We start from the raw sequence: 16,922 nt of genomic DNA, 5'->3' as shown, positions 1-16,922 counted from the left end.
TTCTGTTCCCCCTTGGTGGTTCCGATCTTTACGGGACGTCGGCCGATGCGACATCGTCACGCGGATAGTGCCATCGACAATGACGCAATGGCCGATCTGTTTCTACATATTGCATCGGCTTTCTGCGGCAGGGCGCGATGTTAACCTGAGCACGCCCATGCAACATGGGCGTTCCTGCGTTAAAAACATTATGTATTTGCTGCTCGCTCAGGTTTGCCTTGGCAGAGGAGCGGTTTGCCCTGGCATCGAGAAAGGAGTACCACGCCATGCATGCCATCAGCTTCATCCAGGATCTGGCAGTGATCATGCTGGTCGCCGGGGTGGTCACCATTTTGTTCCATCGCTTCAAGCAGCCCGTGGTGCTGGGCTACATCGTCGCCGGTTTCATCATTGGCCCGCACACACCGCCCTTCGGCCTGATCCACGATGAAGACACCATCAAGACCCTCGCCGAACTGGGGGTGATCTTCCTGATGTTCTGCCTGGGCCTGGAGTTCAGCCTGCGCAAGCTGTTCAAGGTCGGGGCCACGGCGTTCATCGCGGCGTTCATGGAAATCGTCCTGATGATCTGGATCGGTTTCGAGATCGGCCGCTGGTTCGGCTGGAATACCATGGATTCGCTGTTCCTCGGGGCGATCCTGGCCATTTCCTCGACCACCATCATCGTCAAGGCGCTCAACGACTTGAAGATGAAGAACGAGCGTTTCGCCCAGCTGATCTTCGGCGTACTGATCGTCGAGGACATCCTCGGCATCGGCATCATCGCCCTGTTGTCGGGCATCGCGGTCAGCGGCACGGTAAGCTCGGGCGAAGTGTTCTCCACGGTGGGCAAGCTGTCGTTGTTCATGATCGTCGCGCTGGTGATCGGCATCCTGCTGGTGCCACGGCTGCTGGCGTACGTGGCGAAGTTCGAGAGCAACGAGATGTTGCTGATTACCGTGCTGGGCCTGTGCTTCGGTTTCTGCCTGCTGGTGGTCAAGCTCGAATACAGCATGGTCCTGGGCGCGTTCCTGATCGGCGCGATCATGGCCGAATCCCGCCAGTTGCTGAAGATCGAGCGCCTGATCGAGCCGGTTCGCGACCTGTTCAGCGCCATCTTCTTCGTTGCCATCGGCCTGATGATCGACCTGAGCGTGCTGATCCAGTACGCCTGGCCGATCCTGGTGATTACCCTGGCGGTGGTGCTGGGCAAGATGCTGTCCTGCGGCATGGGGGCCTTCATCGCCGGCAATGACGGCCGCACCTCGCTGCGGGTGGGGATGGGGCTTTCGCAGATCGGCGAGTTTTCCTTCATCATCGCCGCCCTCGGCATGTCGCTGCAGGTCACCAGCGACTTCCTCTACCCCGTCGCCGTCGCGGTGTCGGCCATCACCACTTTGCTCACGCCCTACCTGATCCGCGCCGCCGACCCGCTCTCGCGAAAGCTCGGCAATGTGGTGCCAAGCCGACTGGCGAGGGTGCTGTCGTTGTATGGCGAGTGGCTGCGCAGCATCCAGCCCCAGGGCGAGGGGGCCATGCTCGCGGCGATGATCCGGCGCATCCTGCTGCAGGTGGGCGTGAACCTGGCCCTGGTGATTGCCATCTTCTTCAGTGGTGGCTACTTCGCCGGGCGTATCGGCGAGTGGTTGAGCGAATGGGTCAGCGATGTCAGCCAGCAGAAGGCACTGATCTGGGGCGCCGCGCTGCTGTTGTCGCTGCCGTTCCTGATCGCCGCCTACCGCAAGCTCAAGGCGCTGTCGATGCTGCTGGCGGAGATGGGCGTGAAGCCTGAGATGGCCGGGCGACATACCCAGCGTGTGCGTCGGGTGATCGCCGAGGTGATTCCGCTGCTGTCGTTGCTGGTGATCTTCCTGCTGCTGTCGGCCCTGTCGGCGAGCATCTTGCCCACCAATGAGCTGTTGCTGGTGATCGCAGTCGTGGCGGCGGTGGTGGTGGCACTGTTGTGGCGCTGGTTCATCCGGGTGCATACCCGCATGCAGATCGCCTTGCTGGAAACCCTGGACAACCACCGCGACTCGCACTGAGCGAGCGCATGCCGACTGCCTGCGCCTTCATCGGCGCAGGCAGGTTCGATTGCCGGTCAGCTTTCCAGCCAGACGTCCCGGGCCCAGTGCCAGACCGTCTCCCAGCTGTCTTCGCTGATCGCTTCTTCTTCCGCGTCCCACAGCACCACCGTGCCATCTTCCTCGACGCAGTAGTAGTTGTCGCCATCCTGGCACAGCGGCACCAGGTCGCGGGGGACGCCGGCATCCCAGGCATTGGCGGCCACCTCGGGCAGGTAGGTGTGGGATTGCGGGTCGGTGACGGTCACTGGCTCCAGGCTGCCGTAGACCACGTCGCTGACGGTCAGCAGGAACTCCCGCAGGCCGAACGGCATGTTGATCAGCAGTTCTTCCTCGATCTCGACCAACAGGTCTTCGTCCGGCAGTTCCAGTGGCACCGGTACCGGCTCATTGGCTTCACGGAGCTGATCGATCACTTCTTCCACGGTTCACATCCTCTGACCTTGATGACGACGCTGCGCGTTATACCCTAGTAGCCCACTGGGCCAAAAGCAAAAACCCCGGGACATGCCCGGGGTTCGTTGTGCAATGCCTGGAATCAGCCGTTCTGGCGGATACCGGCGAGCAGCCAAGGCTGGTTCTCGCCCTGGGCGCGCTCCATGTGCCAGCTTTCGCTGAAGGCTTCGCCCTGGTCGAAACGGGAGGTCTTCGACACACCATGGAAGGTCAGGGTGGCGATGGTCCGGTCGGCACGGTCGTCGATGCCTTCCAGCTGCACTTCGAGGTTGTCGATGTAGGTGGACTGGAAGCCATCACCCAGGTCGGCACGCTCGCGCTTGAGGAACTCGAGCATCTGCGGGGTGACGAACTCGGAGATCTTGTCCATCTCGTTGGCGTCCCAGTGCTGCTGCAGCGACATGAAGTGGGTGCGTGCGGCGGCCAGGAAGCTCTGCTCGTTGAACCAGGCTGGCGCGTTGATCACCGGTGCGGCTGCGGCAGCGGGGGCTGCGGCGCCACCGAAGATCGACGGTTGGGCAGGCTGGGCGTGGGTTTCGCGCTGGTACGGTGCGTGGTTGGCACCGGCCATCTGCGGCTGCTGCTGGCGACGCCGCGCGGCGATGAAGCGGAACACCAGGAAGGCGATCAGGCCCATGATCAGGAAGTCGAGGATCTGCATGCCCTGGAAGCCATCGCCCATGAACATGGAGGCCAGCAGGCCACCGGCGGCGAGGCCGGCCAGTGGGCCCAGCCAGCGCGAAGCACCGCTGGCTGCGGCCGGAGCGCGGCCAGGCGCGGTCGGCGCGGCGGCAGGCGTGGTTGGCGTGGCCTGGCGGGTCTGGTGGATAGGCGCGGAGCCCGAGCTCTTGCCACCGCCGAAGCGCTTGGCGTTGGCATCCAGGCTCAGCGTCAGGCCGACGCAGAGCGCCAGAGCGATGCTAAGAAAACGTTGCATAAGTGGGATTTCCCCTGTTGTGGATTGCACGCGCGTCATGGTGCACAGGTTGTAGGACATATGGCCAGTGCCATAATGTTTCCAGCTTTTGCCTGATTGGCCGGAGGCCAAGGCTGATCAGGCTGTAGGACATTTCAACTGTTATCTGGGGCTGCAATGCAGCCCCACAGGTCAGATCGCTTCCAGCTTGGCGTACCCCAGCATCAGCCACTTGCTGCCTTCGGCGAAGTTCACCTGCACCCGCGCCTGGGCACCGGAGCCCTCGAAGTTGAGGATCACGCCCTCGCCAAACACCGCATGCTGCACGCGCTGGCCGAGGGCGAACGCGGTCTGCGGGATGCTGGCATTGGCGAACAGGCTGCTCGAGGTGGCCTGCGCACCGCCGAAGGGGCGGCTGACACTGTTGGACAGGCGCACTTCCTGGACCAACCCGGCCGGAATCTCCCGTACGAAGCGCGACACCTTGTTGTAGGTCTCGCTGCCATACAGCCGACGTGTCTCGGCATAGGTCATGATCAGCTGGCGCATGGCCCGGGTGATGCCCACGTAGGCCAGGCGCCGCTCCTCTTCCAGACGGCCGGGCTCCTCCAGGCTCATCTTGTGGGGGAACAGGCCCTCTTCCATGCCCACCAGGAACACATAGGGAAACTCCAGGCCCTTGGCACTGTGCAGGGTCATCAACTGGATGCTGTCCTCGTGCTCGTCGGCCTGGGCATCGCCGGCTTCCAGCGAGGCGTGGCCAAGGAAAGCCGACAAGGGCGAGAGGTCGGCGTCGTCGTCACTGGTTTCGAAGTTGCGCGCCGCGCTGACAAGTTCCTCGAGGTTCTCTACCCGCGCCTGGCCTTTCTCGCCCTTTTCTTCCTGGTGATAGATGATCAGCCCGGACTGTTCGATGACGGTCTGGGTCATCAGGTGCAGCGGCATGTCCAGGACCTTGGCGGCGAGGTTCTCGATCAGTTCGATGAAGGCGCCCAGAGCACTGGCGGCGCGGCCCTTGAGGGCCTTGGCGGCGAGCAACTGGCACATCGCCTCCCACATCGACAACTGGCTGTGGCGCGCGTGCTCGCGGATGGCCTCGACGGTCTTCTCGCCGATGCCGCGGGGCGGCACGTTGATCACCCGCTCCAGGGCCGCGTCGTTGCCACGGCCTTCGAGCAGGCGCAGGTAGGCCATGGCGTTCTTGATCTCGGCGCGTTCGAAGAAGCGCTGGCCACCATAGATACGGTAGGGGATGCGCTCGCGCAGCAGGGCTTCCTCCAGCACCCGCGACTGGGCATTGGAGCGGTAGAGAATGGCGATCTCGCTGCGTGCGTTGCCCTGCCTGAGGATGCTTTCGATGGTTTCCACCACGTAGCGCGCTTCGTCGTGCTCGTTATAGGCGGCGTACAGGCTCAGCGGCTCGCCTTCGCCCATGTCGGTCCACAGCTCCTTGCCCAGGCGCCCGCTGTTGTTGGCGATCAGCGCGTTGGCAGCCTTGAGGATGCCGCCGGTGGAGCGATAGTTCTGCTCCAGGCGGATCAGTTCGGCGTCGGGGAAGTCGGCGGTGTACTGGTGGATGTTCTCGATCTTGGCGCCGCGCCAGCCATAGATCGACTGGTCGTCGTCACCCACGGCCATCAGGCTGTCGCCACCGGCGGCGAGCAGGCGCAGCCAGGCGTACTGCACTGCGTTGGTGTCCTGGAACTCGTCCACCAGCAGGTGGCGGAAGCGCCGCTGGTAGTGCTCGAGCAAGCCGGGGTGGTCGCGCCACAGGTCCAGGGCGCGCAGCAGCAATTCGGAAAAGTCGATGACCCCGGCACGCTCGCAGGCCTGTTCGTAGGCTTCGTAGATCGAGCGCATGGTGGCCAGGAACAGGTCGCCGCTGGCCTGGATGTGCTGCGGGCGCAGGCCTTCGTCCTTCTGCCCGTTGATGAACCATTGGGCCTGGCGCGCCGGCCAGCGCTGTTCGTCGAGGCCGAGCTCGCGGATCACCCGCTTGATCAGGCGTTGCTGGTCGTCGCTGTCGAGGATCTGGAAGTTCTGCGCCAGCCGCGCTTCCTGCCAGTGGGCCCGCAACAGGCGGTGGGCCAGGCCGTGGAAGGTCCCCACCCACATGCCGGCTGGGTTGATGCCCAGCAGTTGCTCGATCCGCTGGCGCATTTCCGCCGCGGCCTTGTTGGTGAAGGTCACCGACAGGATCGAGTGGGGCGAGGCCTGCTCGACCTGGATCAGCCAGGCGATACGGTGCACCAGCACGCGGGTCTTGCCCGAGCCGGCGCCGGCAAGCACCAATTGACGCCCCACCGGGGCCGCTACGGCCTGGCGTTGGGCGTCGTTGAGGGAGTTCAGCAGGAGGGAGAGGTCATCGTTGCGCATCCGGCCATTCTAGGGCCGCGCAGGGGGCAGGGGCAAACGGCCCTAGGATAAATCTTGCCGTGCCTGGCCGGCCACTCATCGACACGGCTGAGTGAGCCGCGTGCTTGAGCGGTCGCGGGGCGAAGGCCGCGGTATTTTCGCGCATCCTGACGCAGAGCAGTTTGGCCTGGGGCGGGGCTTGTGTATGCTCCCTGCTCGTTTTGCGGCCAAGAACATAACAAGAACACTGCCCTATGACCCAGGATTGCACGGCGAGCGGAGCATCGCCGCAAACCATAAGGAACGTACGCAGGCAATTCGCGACCCAGCTCTCCATCGAGCGAACCCGCCTGCTCTACCAGGGCTCGCTGTTGCCCACCCTGTTCATGTTGCTCAACGGCCTGCTGTGCGCCTGGCTGTTGTGGAGCCCTGCGCGCTACCTGCTGGTCGGCGTGTGGCTGATCTGGTTGCTGGCGCTGGTGGCCCTGCGGGTGATCCAGGTGGCGGCTTTCGATGCGGCGACGCCAGCGCGCCAGGCCAAGCCGACCTGGCATCGCATGTTCCTGCTCGGCTCGGCGTTCAGCGGCCTGACCTTGGCCTGTGCGGCAATCGTCCTGGTGCCTGTGGAGAACTTCGTGCAACAGGCCTGGGTGTTCGGCTTGCTGGGGGCAGCGGTGCTGTCGGCCAGCGTGGCCTATGCGGTGAGCCTGCCGGCCTTTCTCAGTTTCGCCTTGCCCTGCCTGCTGCCACCGATCCTGTTCCTGTTCTACTACCAAGCGGGTCTGCAGCGGGGGTGGGGCTGGCTCGGCCTGATCCTGCTGGCGGCGCTGATGGTGGTGGCCTGGCAGGTCAACCGGCTGATCGAGCGCGGCCTGTTGCGGCGCTTCCAGAACCAGGCGCTGATCGAGCAGTTGCAGGAGGCCCAGCGCCATGGCGAGCACCTGAACCAGGTATTGCTCAGCGAGGTGGAACAGCGCCGGTGCGCCGAAGATCAACTGCGCCAGGCCCAGGCCGGGCTGGAGCAGCAGGTAGCCCAGCGCAGCCATGAACTGGACCTGGCCAACCATGCCCTGGGTACGAGCGAGCAGCGCCTGGCCCTGGCATTGGACGCCAGTGAGCTGGGGCTGTGGGACTGGAACCTGGAGAGCGACGAGGTGCATCACACCCAGCTACATGCCTTGTTCGGCCTGGACCCGCGGCAGGTCCGCTCGGTCCGTGCCGACCTCAAGCCACGCCTGCATCCGGACGACCTGCCGCTGTTGCGCCGGACCCTGGTCGAGCACCTCAAGGGCCGCAGCGAAGACTATTGTGTCGAGTACCGCGTGCGCCACACCCAAGGCCACTGGTGCTGGATCGAGGACCGTGGCCGGGCGGTGGAGCATGGCCCCGACGGCAAGGTGCTGCGCATGCTCGGTACGCGCCGCGACATCACGGCGCGCAAGGAGCAGGAAGAGCAGCAACGCCTGGCCGCCACTGTGTTCGAAGCGGCCAGCGAAGGCATCGCCATTCTCGATGCGGATTTCCAGCTGCTGGCGGTCAATCAGGCTTTTTGCGACATCACCGGCTACTGTCGGGGGGAGCTGATCCAGCGCAACGCCCTGGACCTGCCCTGCAGCCGCGATGCCCGGCGCCACAGCCAGGCGATCGGCCAGGCCCTGGAGCAGCAGGGGCGCTGGCAGGGCGAGTTGGTGGAGGCGCGCAGCAATGGCGAACTCTACCCGCAATGGCTGCAGCTCAATGGCGTGCGTGACGTGCGCGGCAATATCAGCAACATCGTCGGTTTCTATACCGACCTGTCGGCGCGACGCGAATCCGAGGAGCGCTTGCGCTACCTGGCCCATTACGATGACCTGACCGGGCTGGCCAACCGCGCGCTGTTTCGCCTGCGCCTGCACGAGGCGGTGCAGCGGGTGCGCCTCAATGGTCGCAGCCTGGCGCTGCTGCACATCGACCTGGACCGTTTCAAGCTGCTCAACGAGAGCCTCGGCCATGAATGGGCCGACACGTTGCTCAAGCGGATGGCCCAGCGCATCGCCAATGCGGTGCCCGAGGCCGATACTGTCGCGCGTCTTTCCGGTGATGAATTCGTCGTGCTGTTCGACGGCTACAGCAACCTGTCCAGCCTGGTGCGGGTCACTACGCGGTTGCTCGACAAGTTGCGCGTTCCCCAGCGCCTGGGTGGCCATGAAGTGGTGGTCAGCGCCTCGGTGGGGATCAGCCTGTTGCCGGACGCGACCTTCGACGTCAACGCGCTGCTGAGCCAGGCTGACATGGCCAAGCAGCATGCCAAGCACCTGGGCGGCGACAATTTCCAGTTCTACACCGAGAGCCTGCGCGCCAGCACCCTTGAGCGCCTGCAACTGGAAAACCAACTGCGCAAGGCCCTCGACGAGCGGCAGTTGCTGGTCTACTACCAGCCCAAGCTGTGCCTACGCAGCGGCCGCCTGCACGCGGCCGAAGCGCTGGTGCGCTGGCAGCATCCCGAATGGGGCATGGTGCCGCCGGGCGAGTTCATCGGCCTGGCCGAGGAAACCGGGCTGATCGCACCGATGGGTGAGTTCGTCCTGCGCCAGGCCTGCTGGCAGGCGTGCGAGTGGCAGCGCCAGGGGCTGGCGATCCGCGTCTCGGTGAACCTGTCGGTCTACCAACTGCGCCAGGGCAAGATCGTCAGCCTGGTGCGCCAGGTGCTGGACGAGAGCGGGCTGGCGCCGCACCTGCTGGAGCTGGAACTGACCGAAAGCCAGTTGCTCGACAGCGTCGAGCACATCATCGCCACCTTCCGCCAGTTGCATGAGCTGGGGGTCAAGCTGGCTATCGACGACTTCGGCACTGGCTATTCGTCGCTGAGCTACCTCAAGCGCTTCCCGGTCGACTACGTGAAGATCGACCAGGCCTTCATCCGCGGCCTGCATGAAGGCCGGCAGGATGCGGCCATCACCCGGGCGATCATCGCCATGGCCAAGAGCCTTGAGCTGAAGGTGGTGGCGGAGGGGGTGGAAACCCGCGAGCAGCTGGCATTCCTGCGCGAGCATGGGTGTGACGAGGCGCAGGGCTACCTGATCAGCAAGCCGGTCGACGCGCGACGCTTCGAGGCCCTGCTGGCCAATCCCGGCGCCTAGGGGGCAAAGCGCTGCTTCATGCGTGCCAGGCCCGGCCCTGGTGCGCCAGCAGGCTGTTGGCTTGCTCCGGCCCGTTGGTGCCGGCGGGGTAGGGGCGCGGGGCCTGGAAGTGCTCCTCCCAGCCCTTGAGGATCGGGTCGATCCAGGCCCATGCGGCTTCCACTTCGTCGCGGCGCATGAACAGGGTCGAATCGCCCGCCAGCACATCCAGCAGCAGGCGCTCGTAGGCTTCCCAGCGGCGGGTCTGGCCGAACACCTGGGCCAGGTTCAGGTCCAGTTCCACCGGTTCCAGGCGCATGCCCTTGCCCGGGCTCTTGGTCATCATGCGCAGGCTGATGCGTTCCTCCGGTTGCAACTGGATCAGCAACTGGTTGACCTGGCCACCGCTGAACAGCTGATGGGGCACAGGCTTGAACTGGATGACGATCTGCGACGAGCGCCGCGCCATGCGCTTGCCGGTGCGCAGGTAGAACGGCACGCCGGCCCAGCGCCAGTTGTCGATCTGTGCCTGCACGGCGACGAAGGTCTCGGTATCGCTGTCGTTGTCCACGTCCTTCTCGAAGTAGTAGGCCGGCACTTCCTGGCCGCCGATCCTGCCGGCGCCGTACTGGCCGCGCACGGTCTTGTCCTGCACGTCCTGGCCGGTGATCGGCTTGAGGGCACGGAGGATCTTCACCTTCTCGTCGCGCACCGCCTCGGCCTCGAACTGCGCGGGAGGCTCCATGGCCACCAGGCACAGCAACTGCAGCAGGTGGTTCTGCAGCATGTCGCGGGTCGCCCCGGCACGGTCGTAATAGGCACCACGGTTCTCCACGCCGAGGGTCTCGCAGACGCTGATCTGTACATGATCGACCTGGCCATTGCGCCACACCGGCTCGAGCAGGGCATTGGCGAAGCGCAGGGCCATGAGGTTCTGCACCGTCTCCTTGCCCAGGTAGTGGTCGATGCGAAACACCTGGGACTCGTCGAACACCGCGCCTATGGCTTCATTGATGGCGGTGGCCGAACCGAGCGAGTGGCCGATGGGTTTTTCCAGCACGATGCGCGCCTCGCTGTCGGCCAGGCCTGCGATGCGCAGGTGGTTGACGATGGGCACGAACAGGTTGGGGGCGGTGGCCAGGTAGTAGACCCGCGTCAGCCCGCCGGGCTCGCCGAGATAACGGGCCAGGCGGCCGAAGTCGGCGCTTTGCGAGGCGTCCATGGCGAAGTAGTCCAGGCGGGCGCAGAAGCGCCGCCAGACGTCCTCTTCGAAATCATTGCGAGCGATCTGGGCGCGGCAGTGGCGTTCGGCGAGCTTGACGTACTCGTCCCGTGGCAGGTTGCGCCGGGCCAGGGCAATGATGCGCACGGCGTTGTGCAGACGGGCCTCGCGATACAGATGGTAGAGCGCCGGCAGCAATTTGTGCAGGGCCAGGTCGCCCGTGCCGCCGAAGACCAGGATGTCGCAAGGAATAGTCAAAACCACCACTCTCCACATTCGTTTAGCTGGGCGGGTCGCCGGTCATGTAGTATAACTACAAGAAAGCTACATCCCGGCCAGCCGATCATAACCGAGTCCAGCCTGTGAATCTGTTGCAACATATCGCCCAATCGCGCCACTTGCTGCGCAAATCGGAACTGAAAGTGGCCGACCATGTACTGCTCGATCCGGCTGCCGTCATGCACAGTTCCATGGCCGACCTGGCCCACAGCGTAGGGATCAGCGAACCGACCATCGTGCGCTTCTGCCGGGCCATCGGTTGCTCGGGCTTCCAGGACCTGAAGCTCAAGTTGGCCCAGAGCCTGGCCGCTGGCGCCAGTTTCGGGCAGTTCGCGATTCACGAGGACGACTCGGTCGCCGACTACAGCCTGAAGATCTTCGACACCACCTTGCATACCCTGATGGAAGTGCGCGAGCACCTCGACCCGCAGGCACTGCAGCAGGCGGTGACCGCCATGGCCCAGGCCCAGCGCGTGGAGTTCTACGGTTTCGGTGCCTCAGGTGCGGTGGCCGCCGATGCCCAGCACAAGTTCTTCCGTCTGCTGCTCAGCGCCGCGGCCTATTCCGACCCGCACATGCAGGCGATGTCGGCGGTGACCCTGAAGCCGGGCGACGTGGCGGTGTGCATCTCCCAGTCGGGCCGCTCCAAGGACCTGCTGATCACTGCCAACCTGGTGCGCGAGAGCGGTGCCAACCTGATTACCCTGTGCCCGAGCCAGACGCCGCTGGCGGAGTTGTCCACCGTCAACCTGGCCATCGACGTGCACGAGGACACCGAGATCTACACCCCGCTGACCTCACGGATCGCCCACCTGGTGGTGATCGATGTGCTGGCCATGGGCGTGGCCATGGCCCGTGGGCCGAGCCTGGTCAACCACCTCAAGAGCGTCAAGCGCAGCCTGCGCAGCCTGCGGTTGTCGCCGAAGTCGATCAAGGCGACCGACGACTGATCCTGGATGCCCAAGGCAAGCCAAGCGGCCCCAGAGGCTCTTGGCCTGCGAACAAGCCGCCATTGGCGGCAAGAATTCACGATACTGTCACCCGATCTGCACCAAACCGTAAAACCATCACGCCAGTCTGAAACTCCCCGCATCCTCATCTGGGAGACAGGCAATGGCTCGTGACCACGATGGCTCGTACCACCCCAGCGCCAAGGCTCGCAAACAGCACGAGAAGGATCAGCGTCGCATGGAGTTTCGCCGTGCGATCGAAAGCTACTGCGAGCAACGCCAATTACTGCGTGAGATCGCCGACTACCCTGAGTTGAAAGACATCACGGTATGGCAGGTATCGGCGGCAACTTCCCCGAAAATCGCTCCACAAGCCCGCTGATCCTCGCACGTTCATTGCGAATGAACGCCTGGAACGCCAAGGCCACCGGCGACTGCCGCTTGGCCTTGGACTGCACCAGGCACCAGCTGCGGTACAGCGGCAGCTCCTCCACCGGCAGTTCCTTGAGCACGCCCGTGGCCAGTTCCATGTTCAGCGCATGGCGGGTCAGCAGGGCAATGCCCAGGCCGGCGATCACGCATTCGCGCTGGGCGTCGGAGGACGCCACTTCCAGGGTCTGGGTGAAGTGCACGCGCTTGTCCTTGAAGTATTCCTCGCAGGCCTTGCGTGTGCCCGAACCTTGCTCGCGGATGAGCAGGGTATGAGGCTCCAGGTCCTGCAGGCGGAGCTTTTCCAGCTTGCACAGCGGGTGGTCGGGCGGCGCCACGGCGACGATCGGGTTGTTCAGGAACGGCATGAACTCCAGGCCCATGTCCTGGGGGACCATCGACATGATGATCAGGTCGTCGCGGTTGTCCGACAGGCGCCGGATCGCCTGGGCCCGGTTGACCACGGTGAGGGTCAGGTTGACCTCCGGGTGACGTTGCTTGAAGGCGGCGAACAGGTGTGGCACGAAGTACTTGGCGCTGGACTCGATCGCCAGCTTCAACTGCCCCTGCAGTGAACCCTGCATGTCCGACAGCTGCATGTCGAGGTTCTCCAGGCGCCCGAAGATGTCCCGGCTGGCCCGTTGCAGGGCTTCGGCCGCTTCGGTCAGGTAGAGCTTCTTGCCGACGTACTCGAACAGCGGCTGGCCGATCAGCTCTTCGAGCTGACGGATCTGTAGACTAACGGCGGGTTGCGTCAGCGCCATTTCCTCCGCCGCTCGGCTGTACGAGCGCAAATCGCACACTTCGTTGAAGATCTGCAATTGACGCAATGTCATACGCATCAATGACTTACGCATTTCTCTCCAGGCTCCGGCAAAACCTTGTTACTGCACTATAAGCTTTTGCTAATGCTGCCTCTAATAAATATTGATTTTTGTTTATCAACCTACAGCGCTAGGGTGAATACGCGACTGGCCAGTAGCGTCTGGTCACGCGCCGACCGGTAGAACCGGGTCGTCTGTTCCATCGGCTTTGGGAAGACTCCAGTGATAAAAAAAATCCTGATCGCCAACCGGGGTGAAATCGCAGTTCGGATCGTGCGTGCATGCGCCGAGATGGGCATTCGCTCGGTCGCGATCTTTTCCGACGCCGACCGTCATGCCTTGCACGTCAAGCGCGCCGACGAGGCCTACAGTATCGGTGCCGAGCCCCTGTCCGGCTACCTGAACCCGCGCAAGCTGGTCAACCTTGCCGTGGAAACCGGCTGCGATGCCCTGCATCCGGGCTACGGTTTCCTTTCGGAGAACGCCGAACTGGCGGAAATCTGCGCCGAGCGCGGGGTCAAGTTCATCGGTCCTGCCGCCGACGTCATTCGCCGCATGGGCGACAAGACCGAGGCGCGCCGCACCATGATCCAGGCCGGGGTGCCCGTGACCCCTGGCACCGAAGGCAACGTCGCCGACATCCATGAAGCCCTGAGCGAAGGTGACCGCATCGGTTACCCGGTGATGCTCAAGGCCACCTCCGGTGGTGGTGGCCGCGGCATCCGTCGCTGCAACAGCCGCGAGGAGCTGGAGCAGGCCTTCCCGCGGGTGATCTCCGAGGCCACCAAGGCCTTCGGTTCGGCCGAAGTATTCCTGGAAAAGTGCATCGTCAATCCCAAGCACATCGAGGCGCAGATCCTCGGTGACAGTTTCGGCAACGTGGTGCACCTGTTCGAGCGCGATTGCTCGATCCAGCGTCGCAACCAGAAGCTCATCGAGATCGCCCCGAGCCCCCAGCTGACCCCGGAACAGCGCGCCTACATCGGCGACCTGGCGGTGCGCGCGGCCAAGGCGGTCAACTACGAGAACGCCGGCACCGTGGAGTTCCTGCTCGCCGATGGCGAGGTGTACTTCATGGAGATGAACACCCGCGTGCAGGTGGAGCACACCATCACCGAGGAAATCACCGGCATCGATATCGTCCGCGAGCAGATCCGCATCGCCTCGGGCCTGCCCCTGTCGGTCAAGCAGGAAGACATCCAGCACCGCGGCTACGCGCTGCAGTTTCGCATCAATGCGGAGGATCCGAAGAACAACTTCCTGCCCAGCTTCGGCAAGATCACCCGTTACTACGCACCTGGCGGCCCCGGGGTACGCACCGATACCGCGATCTACACCGGCTACACCATTCCGCCGTTCTACGACTCCATGTGCTTGAAACTGGTGGTCTGGGCGCTGACCTGGGAAGAAGCCATGGACCGTGGCCTGCGGGCCCTGGACGACATGCGTGTGCAAGGCGTGAAGACCACTGCCGCGTATTACCAGGAGATCCTGCGCAATCCGGAATTCCGTAGCGGCCAGTTCAACACCAGCTTCGTGGAAAGCCACCCGGAACTGACCAACTACTCGATCAAGCGCAAACCCGAAGAGCTGGCCCTGGCCATCGCCGCCGCCATTGCTGCACACGCAGGCCTGTGAGGAACCGAATAATGTCCAAGAAAATCTTTGTCACCGACACAATCCTGCGCGACGCCCACCAGTCCCTGCTGGCCACCCGCATGCGCACCGAAGACATGCTGCCGATCTGCGACAAGCTCGACAAGGTCGGCTACTGGTCGCTGGAAGTCTGGGGGGGCGCCACCTTCGACGCCTGCGTGCGCTTCCTCAAGGAAGACCCGTGGGAGCGCCTGCGCAAGCTGCGTGCGGCCCTGCCCAACACTCGCCTGCAAATGCTGCTGCGCGGCCAGAACCTGCTGGGCTACCGCCATTACAGCGACGACGTGGTCAAGGCCTTCGTCGCCAAGGCGGCGGTCAACGGCATCGACGTGTTCCGCATCTTCGACGCCATGAACGACGTGCGTAACCTGCGCGTGGCCATCGAGGCGGTCAAGGCTGCCGGCAAGCACGCCCAGGGCACCATCGCTTACACCACCAGCCCGGTGCACACCATCGAAGCCTTCGTGACCCAGGCCAAGCAGATGGAAGCCATGGGTTGCGACTCGGTGGCGATCAAGGACATGGCCGGCCTGCTGACTCCCTATGCCACTGGCGAACTGGTCAAGGCGCTGAAGGCCGAGCAGTCGCTGCCGGTGTTCATCCACTCCCACGACACCGCCGGCCTAGCCGCCATGTGCCAGCTCAAGGCTGTGGAAAACGGCGCCGATCATATCGACACCGCTATCTCCAGCTTCGCCTGGGGTACCAGCCACCCGGGCACCGAGTCGATGGTCGCCGCGCTCAAGGGCAGCGAGTACGACACCGGCCTGGACCTGGAGCTGCTGCAGGAGATCGGCCTGTACTTCTACGCCGTGCGCAAGAAGTACCACCAGTTCGAAAGCGAGTTCACCGCCGTGGATACCCGCGTGCAGGTCAACCAGGTTCCAGGCGGCATGATTTCCAACCTGGCCAACCAGCTCAAGGAGCAGGGCGCGCTCAACCGCATGAACGAAGTGCTGGCGGAGATCCCGCGCGTGCGCGAAGACCTCGGCTTCCCACCGCTGGTCACCCCGACCTCGCAGATCGTCGGCACCCAGGCGTTCTTCAACGTGCTGGCCGGCGAGCGCTACAAGACCATCACCAACGAAGTGAAGCTGTACCTGCAGGGCGGCTACGGCAAGGCCCCGGGTGTAGTCGACGAGAAGCTGCGGCGCCAGGCGATCGGCAGCGAAGAGGTGATCGACGTGCGTCCGGCCGACCTGCTCAAGCCGGAAATGGCCAAGCTGCGCGCCGAGATCGGCAGCCTCGCCAGCTGTGAAGAAGACGTGCTGACCTATGCCATGTTCCCGGACATCGGCCGCAAGTTCCTCGAGGAGCGCGAAGCCGGCACCCTCAAGCCCGAAGTCCTGCTGCCGATCCCGGAAGCCGGTGCCGTGGCCTCGGCCAGCGGCGAAGGTGTGCCGACCGAGTTCGTCATCGACGTGCACGGCGAGACCTACCGCGTCGACATTACCGGTGTCGGTGTCAAGGCCGAAGGCAAGCGTCACTTCTACCTGTCCATCGATGGCATGCCGGAAGAAGTGGTGTTCGAGCCGCTCAACGAATTCGTCGGTGGTGGCGGCAGCAAGCGCAAGCAGGCCAGCGATCCGGGTCATGTGAGCACCACCATGCCGGGCAACATCGTCGACGTGCTGGTCAAGGAAGGCGACATGGTCAAGGCCGGTCAGGCGGTACTGATCACCGAAGCCATGAAGATGGAGACCGAAGTCCAGGCGGCCATCGCCGGCAAGGTCGTCGCTATCCACGTGGCCAAGGGCGACCGGGTGACTCCGGGTGAGATCCTGATCGAGATCGAGGGCTGATAGACGCCTTCGACTGCAAGCGGTTTACCTCGTGGGGAGCGATATGCTCCCCTTTTTTTGGGTTCTTCACGGAATCCTGGGAAAGACAGAAACAAGAACGCCGTATTTCGCCCATTCGGCCTACAGATGGGGGGTGGTCAGGCGACAGCGTCAGGTCATCTGATCCTTACCTGGCCCTGGCGAGCTTGCTCAGGTCCGGTTCCGGCAGGCCTCGAGCGTTTCGAGTTGCCCTTCGGGCCGTTGATTGGCTTCGCTCAACCAACGCTCGAACCCCGCTGCCACCGCTGGCCACTGTTCATCGGTAATCGCATACCAGGCCGTATCGCGGTTGCGGTCCTTGATCACCATGTGGTTGCGGAACACCCCTTCGAAGACGAAGCCCAAGCGCTCTGCCGCGCGCTTCGAGCGGGCATTGGCGTTGTTGCACTTCCATTCCAGGCGGCGGTTGCCCAGCCCGAAGCCGAGCTTGCCCAGCAGGTAGATCGCCTCGGTGCCTTTTGGTGTACGCTGCATGGCGGCGCTGAAGGCGATGTGGCCGATCTCGATGCGGCCGTGCTCGGGGACGATCGACAGCAGGCTCAGGATGCCCTGCACCTGGCCGCTGGCGCGATCGATGACACTGTAGAACAGCGGATCGCGGCTGGCCGCGTTGCCGTCCAGCCAGAGGTCGAAGTCCGGCCGTTCGGAGAATGGGCCGTAGGGCAGGTAGTCCCACAGGGCAGGGTCGGAGCCCGGCCCCTGCAGCACGTCCCACAGGTCGTCGCCGTGGTGCCTTGAGTCGAGCTTTTCCAGGCGAACGAAGCGGCCTTCAAGGGGTTCGGCCTTGGGGAGGGCGGCGGGTTTCCAGTGTAGCGGCTGGTTCATGTTCGGCT

12 protein-coding genes are annotated in these 16,922 nt (G+C 64.0%); 6 read left to right on the top strand and 6 right to left on the bottom strand.

The window, feature by feature from the left end:
* Positions 1-266 precede the first annotated feature (266 nt).
* Positions 267-2,024, top strand: coding sequence for a cation:proton antiporter (locus ACDI39_RS16940; protein ID WP_225786816.1), 1,758 nt, complete (start codon positions 267-269; stop codon positions 2,022-2,024).
* Positions 2,025-2,080: 56 nt separating this feature from the next.
* Here the strand turns inward: ACDI39_RS16940 and ACDI39_RS16935 are convergent, their stop codons facing one another.
* The 3 genes from ACDI39_RS16935 to uvrD form a co-directional block, all read right to left on the bottom strand.
* A complete protein-coding gene (locus ACDI39_RS16935; protein WP_225786815.1) occupies positions 2,081-2,488 on the bottom strand; it encodes an SMI1/KNR4 family protein in 408 nt (135 codons plus the stop codon).
* 113 nt (positions 2,489-2,601) lie between these two features.
* The gene (locus ACDI39_RS16930) at positions 2,602-3,456 is read right to left on the bottom strand and encodes a Tim44 domain-containing protein (protein WP_225786814.1); all 855 of its coding nucleotides are present in this window, start codon (positions 3,454-3,456) and stop codon (positions 2,602-2,604) included.
* Positions 3,457-3,627: 171 nt separating this feature from the next.
* Positions 3,628-5,811, bottom strand: coding sequence for a DNA helicase II (gene uvrD, locus ACDI39_RS16925; protein WP_225786813.1), 2,184 nt, complete (start codon positions 5,809-5,811; stop codon positions 3,628-3,630).
* A gap of 233 nt (positions 5,812-6,044) precedes the next feature.
* Here uvrD and ACDI39_RS16920 point away from each other — a divergent pair, with 233 nt between their 5' ends.
* Positions 6,045-8,909 carry an EAL domain-containing protein gene (locus ACDI39_RS16920; RefSeq protein WP_225786812.1) on the top strand — a complete coding sequence of 955 codons (2,865 nt, stop codon included), beginning with the start codon at positions 6,045-6,047 and terminating at the stop codon, positions 8,907-8,909.
* A 16-nt stretch (positions 8,910-8,925) separates the two neighbouring features.
* Here ACDI39_RS16920 and zwf read toward each other — a convergent pair whose 3' ends face one another.
* Positions 8,926-10,368, bottom strand: a complete 1,443-nt coding sequence (zwf, locus tag ACDI39_RS16915; RefSeq protein ID WP_225786811.1) for a glucose-6-phosphate dehydrogenase — start codon at positions 10,366-10,368, stop codon at positions 8,926-8,928.
* A 104-nt stretch (positions 10,369-10,472) separates the two neighbouring features.
* Between zwf and hexR the strand changes: the two genes are divergently transcribed.
* A complete protein-coding gene (hexR, locus tag ACDI39_RS16910; RefSeq protein ID WP_011536461.1) occupies positions 10,473-11,339 on the top strand; it encodes a transcriptional regulator HexR in 867 nt (288 codons plus the stop codon).
* Positions 11,340-11,502: 163 nt separating this feature from the next.
* Complete coding sequence (locus ACDI39_RS16905) at positions 11,503-11,721, top strand: PA3496 family putative envelope integrity protein (RefSeq protein ID WP_225786810.1); 219 nt, start codon at positions 11,503-11,505, stop codon at positions 11,719-11,721.
* Here ACDI39_RS16905 and ACDI39_RS16900 read toward each other — a convergent pair.
* Positions 11,663-12,625, bottom strand: a complete 963-nt coding sequence (locus ACDI39_RS16900) for a LysR family transcriptional regulator (RefSeq protein ID WP_317235042.1) — start codon at positions 12,623-12,625, stop codon at positions 11,663-11,665. The genes ACDI39_RS16905 and ACDI39_RS16900 overlap by 59 nt on opposite strands.
* Positions 12,626-12,814: 189 nt before the next feature.
* On the opposite strand from ACDI39_RS16900, the gene ACDI39_RS16895 reads away from it, so the two are divergent.
* Positions 12,815-14,230, top strand: a complete 1,416-nt coding sequence (locus ACDI39_RS16895; protein ID WP_225786809.1) for an acetyl-CoA carboxylase biotin carboxylase subunit — start codon at positions 12,815-12,817, stop codon at positions 14,228-14,230.
* Between the two features lie 11 nt (positions 14,231-14,241).
* Positions 14,242-16,050, top strand: a complete 1,809-nt coding sequence (gene oadA / locus ACDI39_RS16890; RefSeq protein WP_225786808.1) for a sodium-extruding oxaloacetate decarboxylase subunit alpha — start codon at positions 14,242-14,244, stop codon at positions 16,048-16,050.
* Between the two features lie 189 nt (positions 16,051-16,239).
* On the opposite strand, the gene ACDI39_RS16885 is transcribed toward oadA, so the two are convergent.
* On the bottom strand, positions 16,240-16,914 hold the full coding sequence (locus ACDI39_RS16885; protein WP_225786807.1) for a GNAT family N-acetyltransferase: 675 nt from the start codon (positions 16,912-16,914) through the stop codon (positions 16,240-16,242).
* Positions 16,915-16,922: the final 8 nt, after the last annotated feature.

This window comes from Pseudomonas sp. Tun-23181 (genome assembly GCF_057415455.1).
This window is presented reverse-complemented; position numbering and strand designations above follow the sequence as displayed.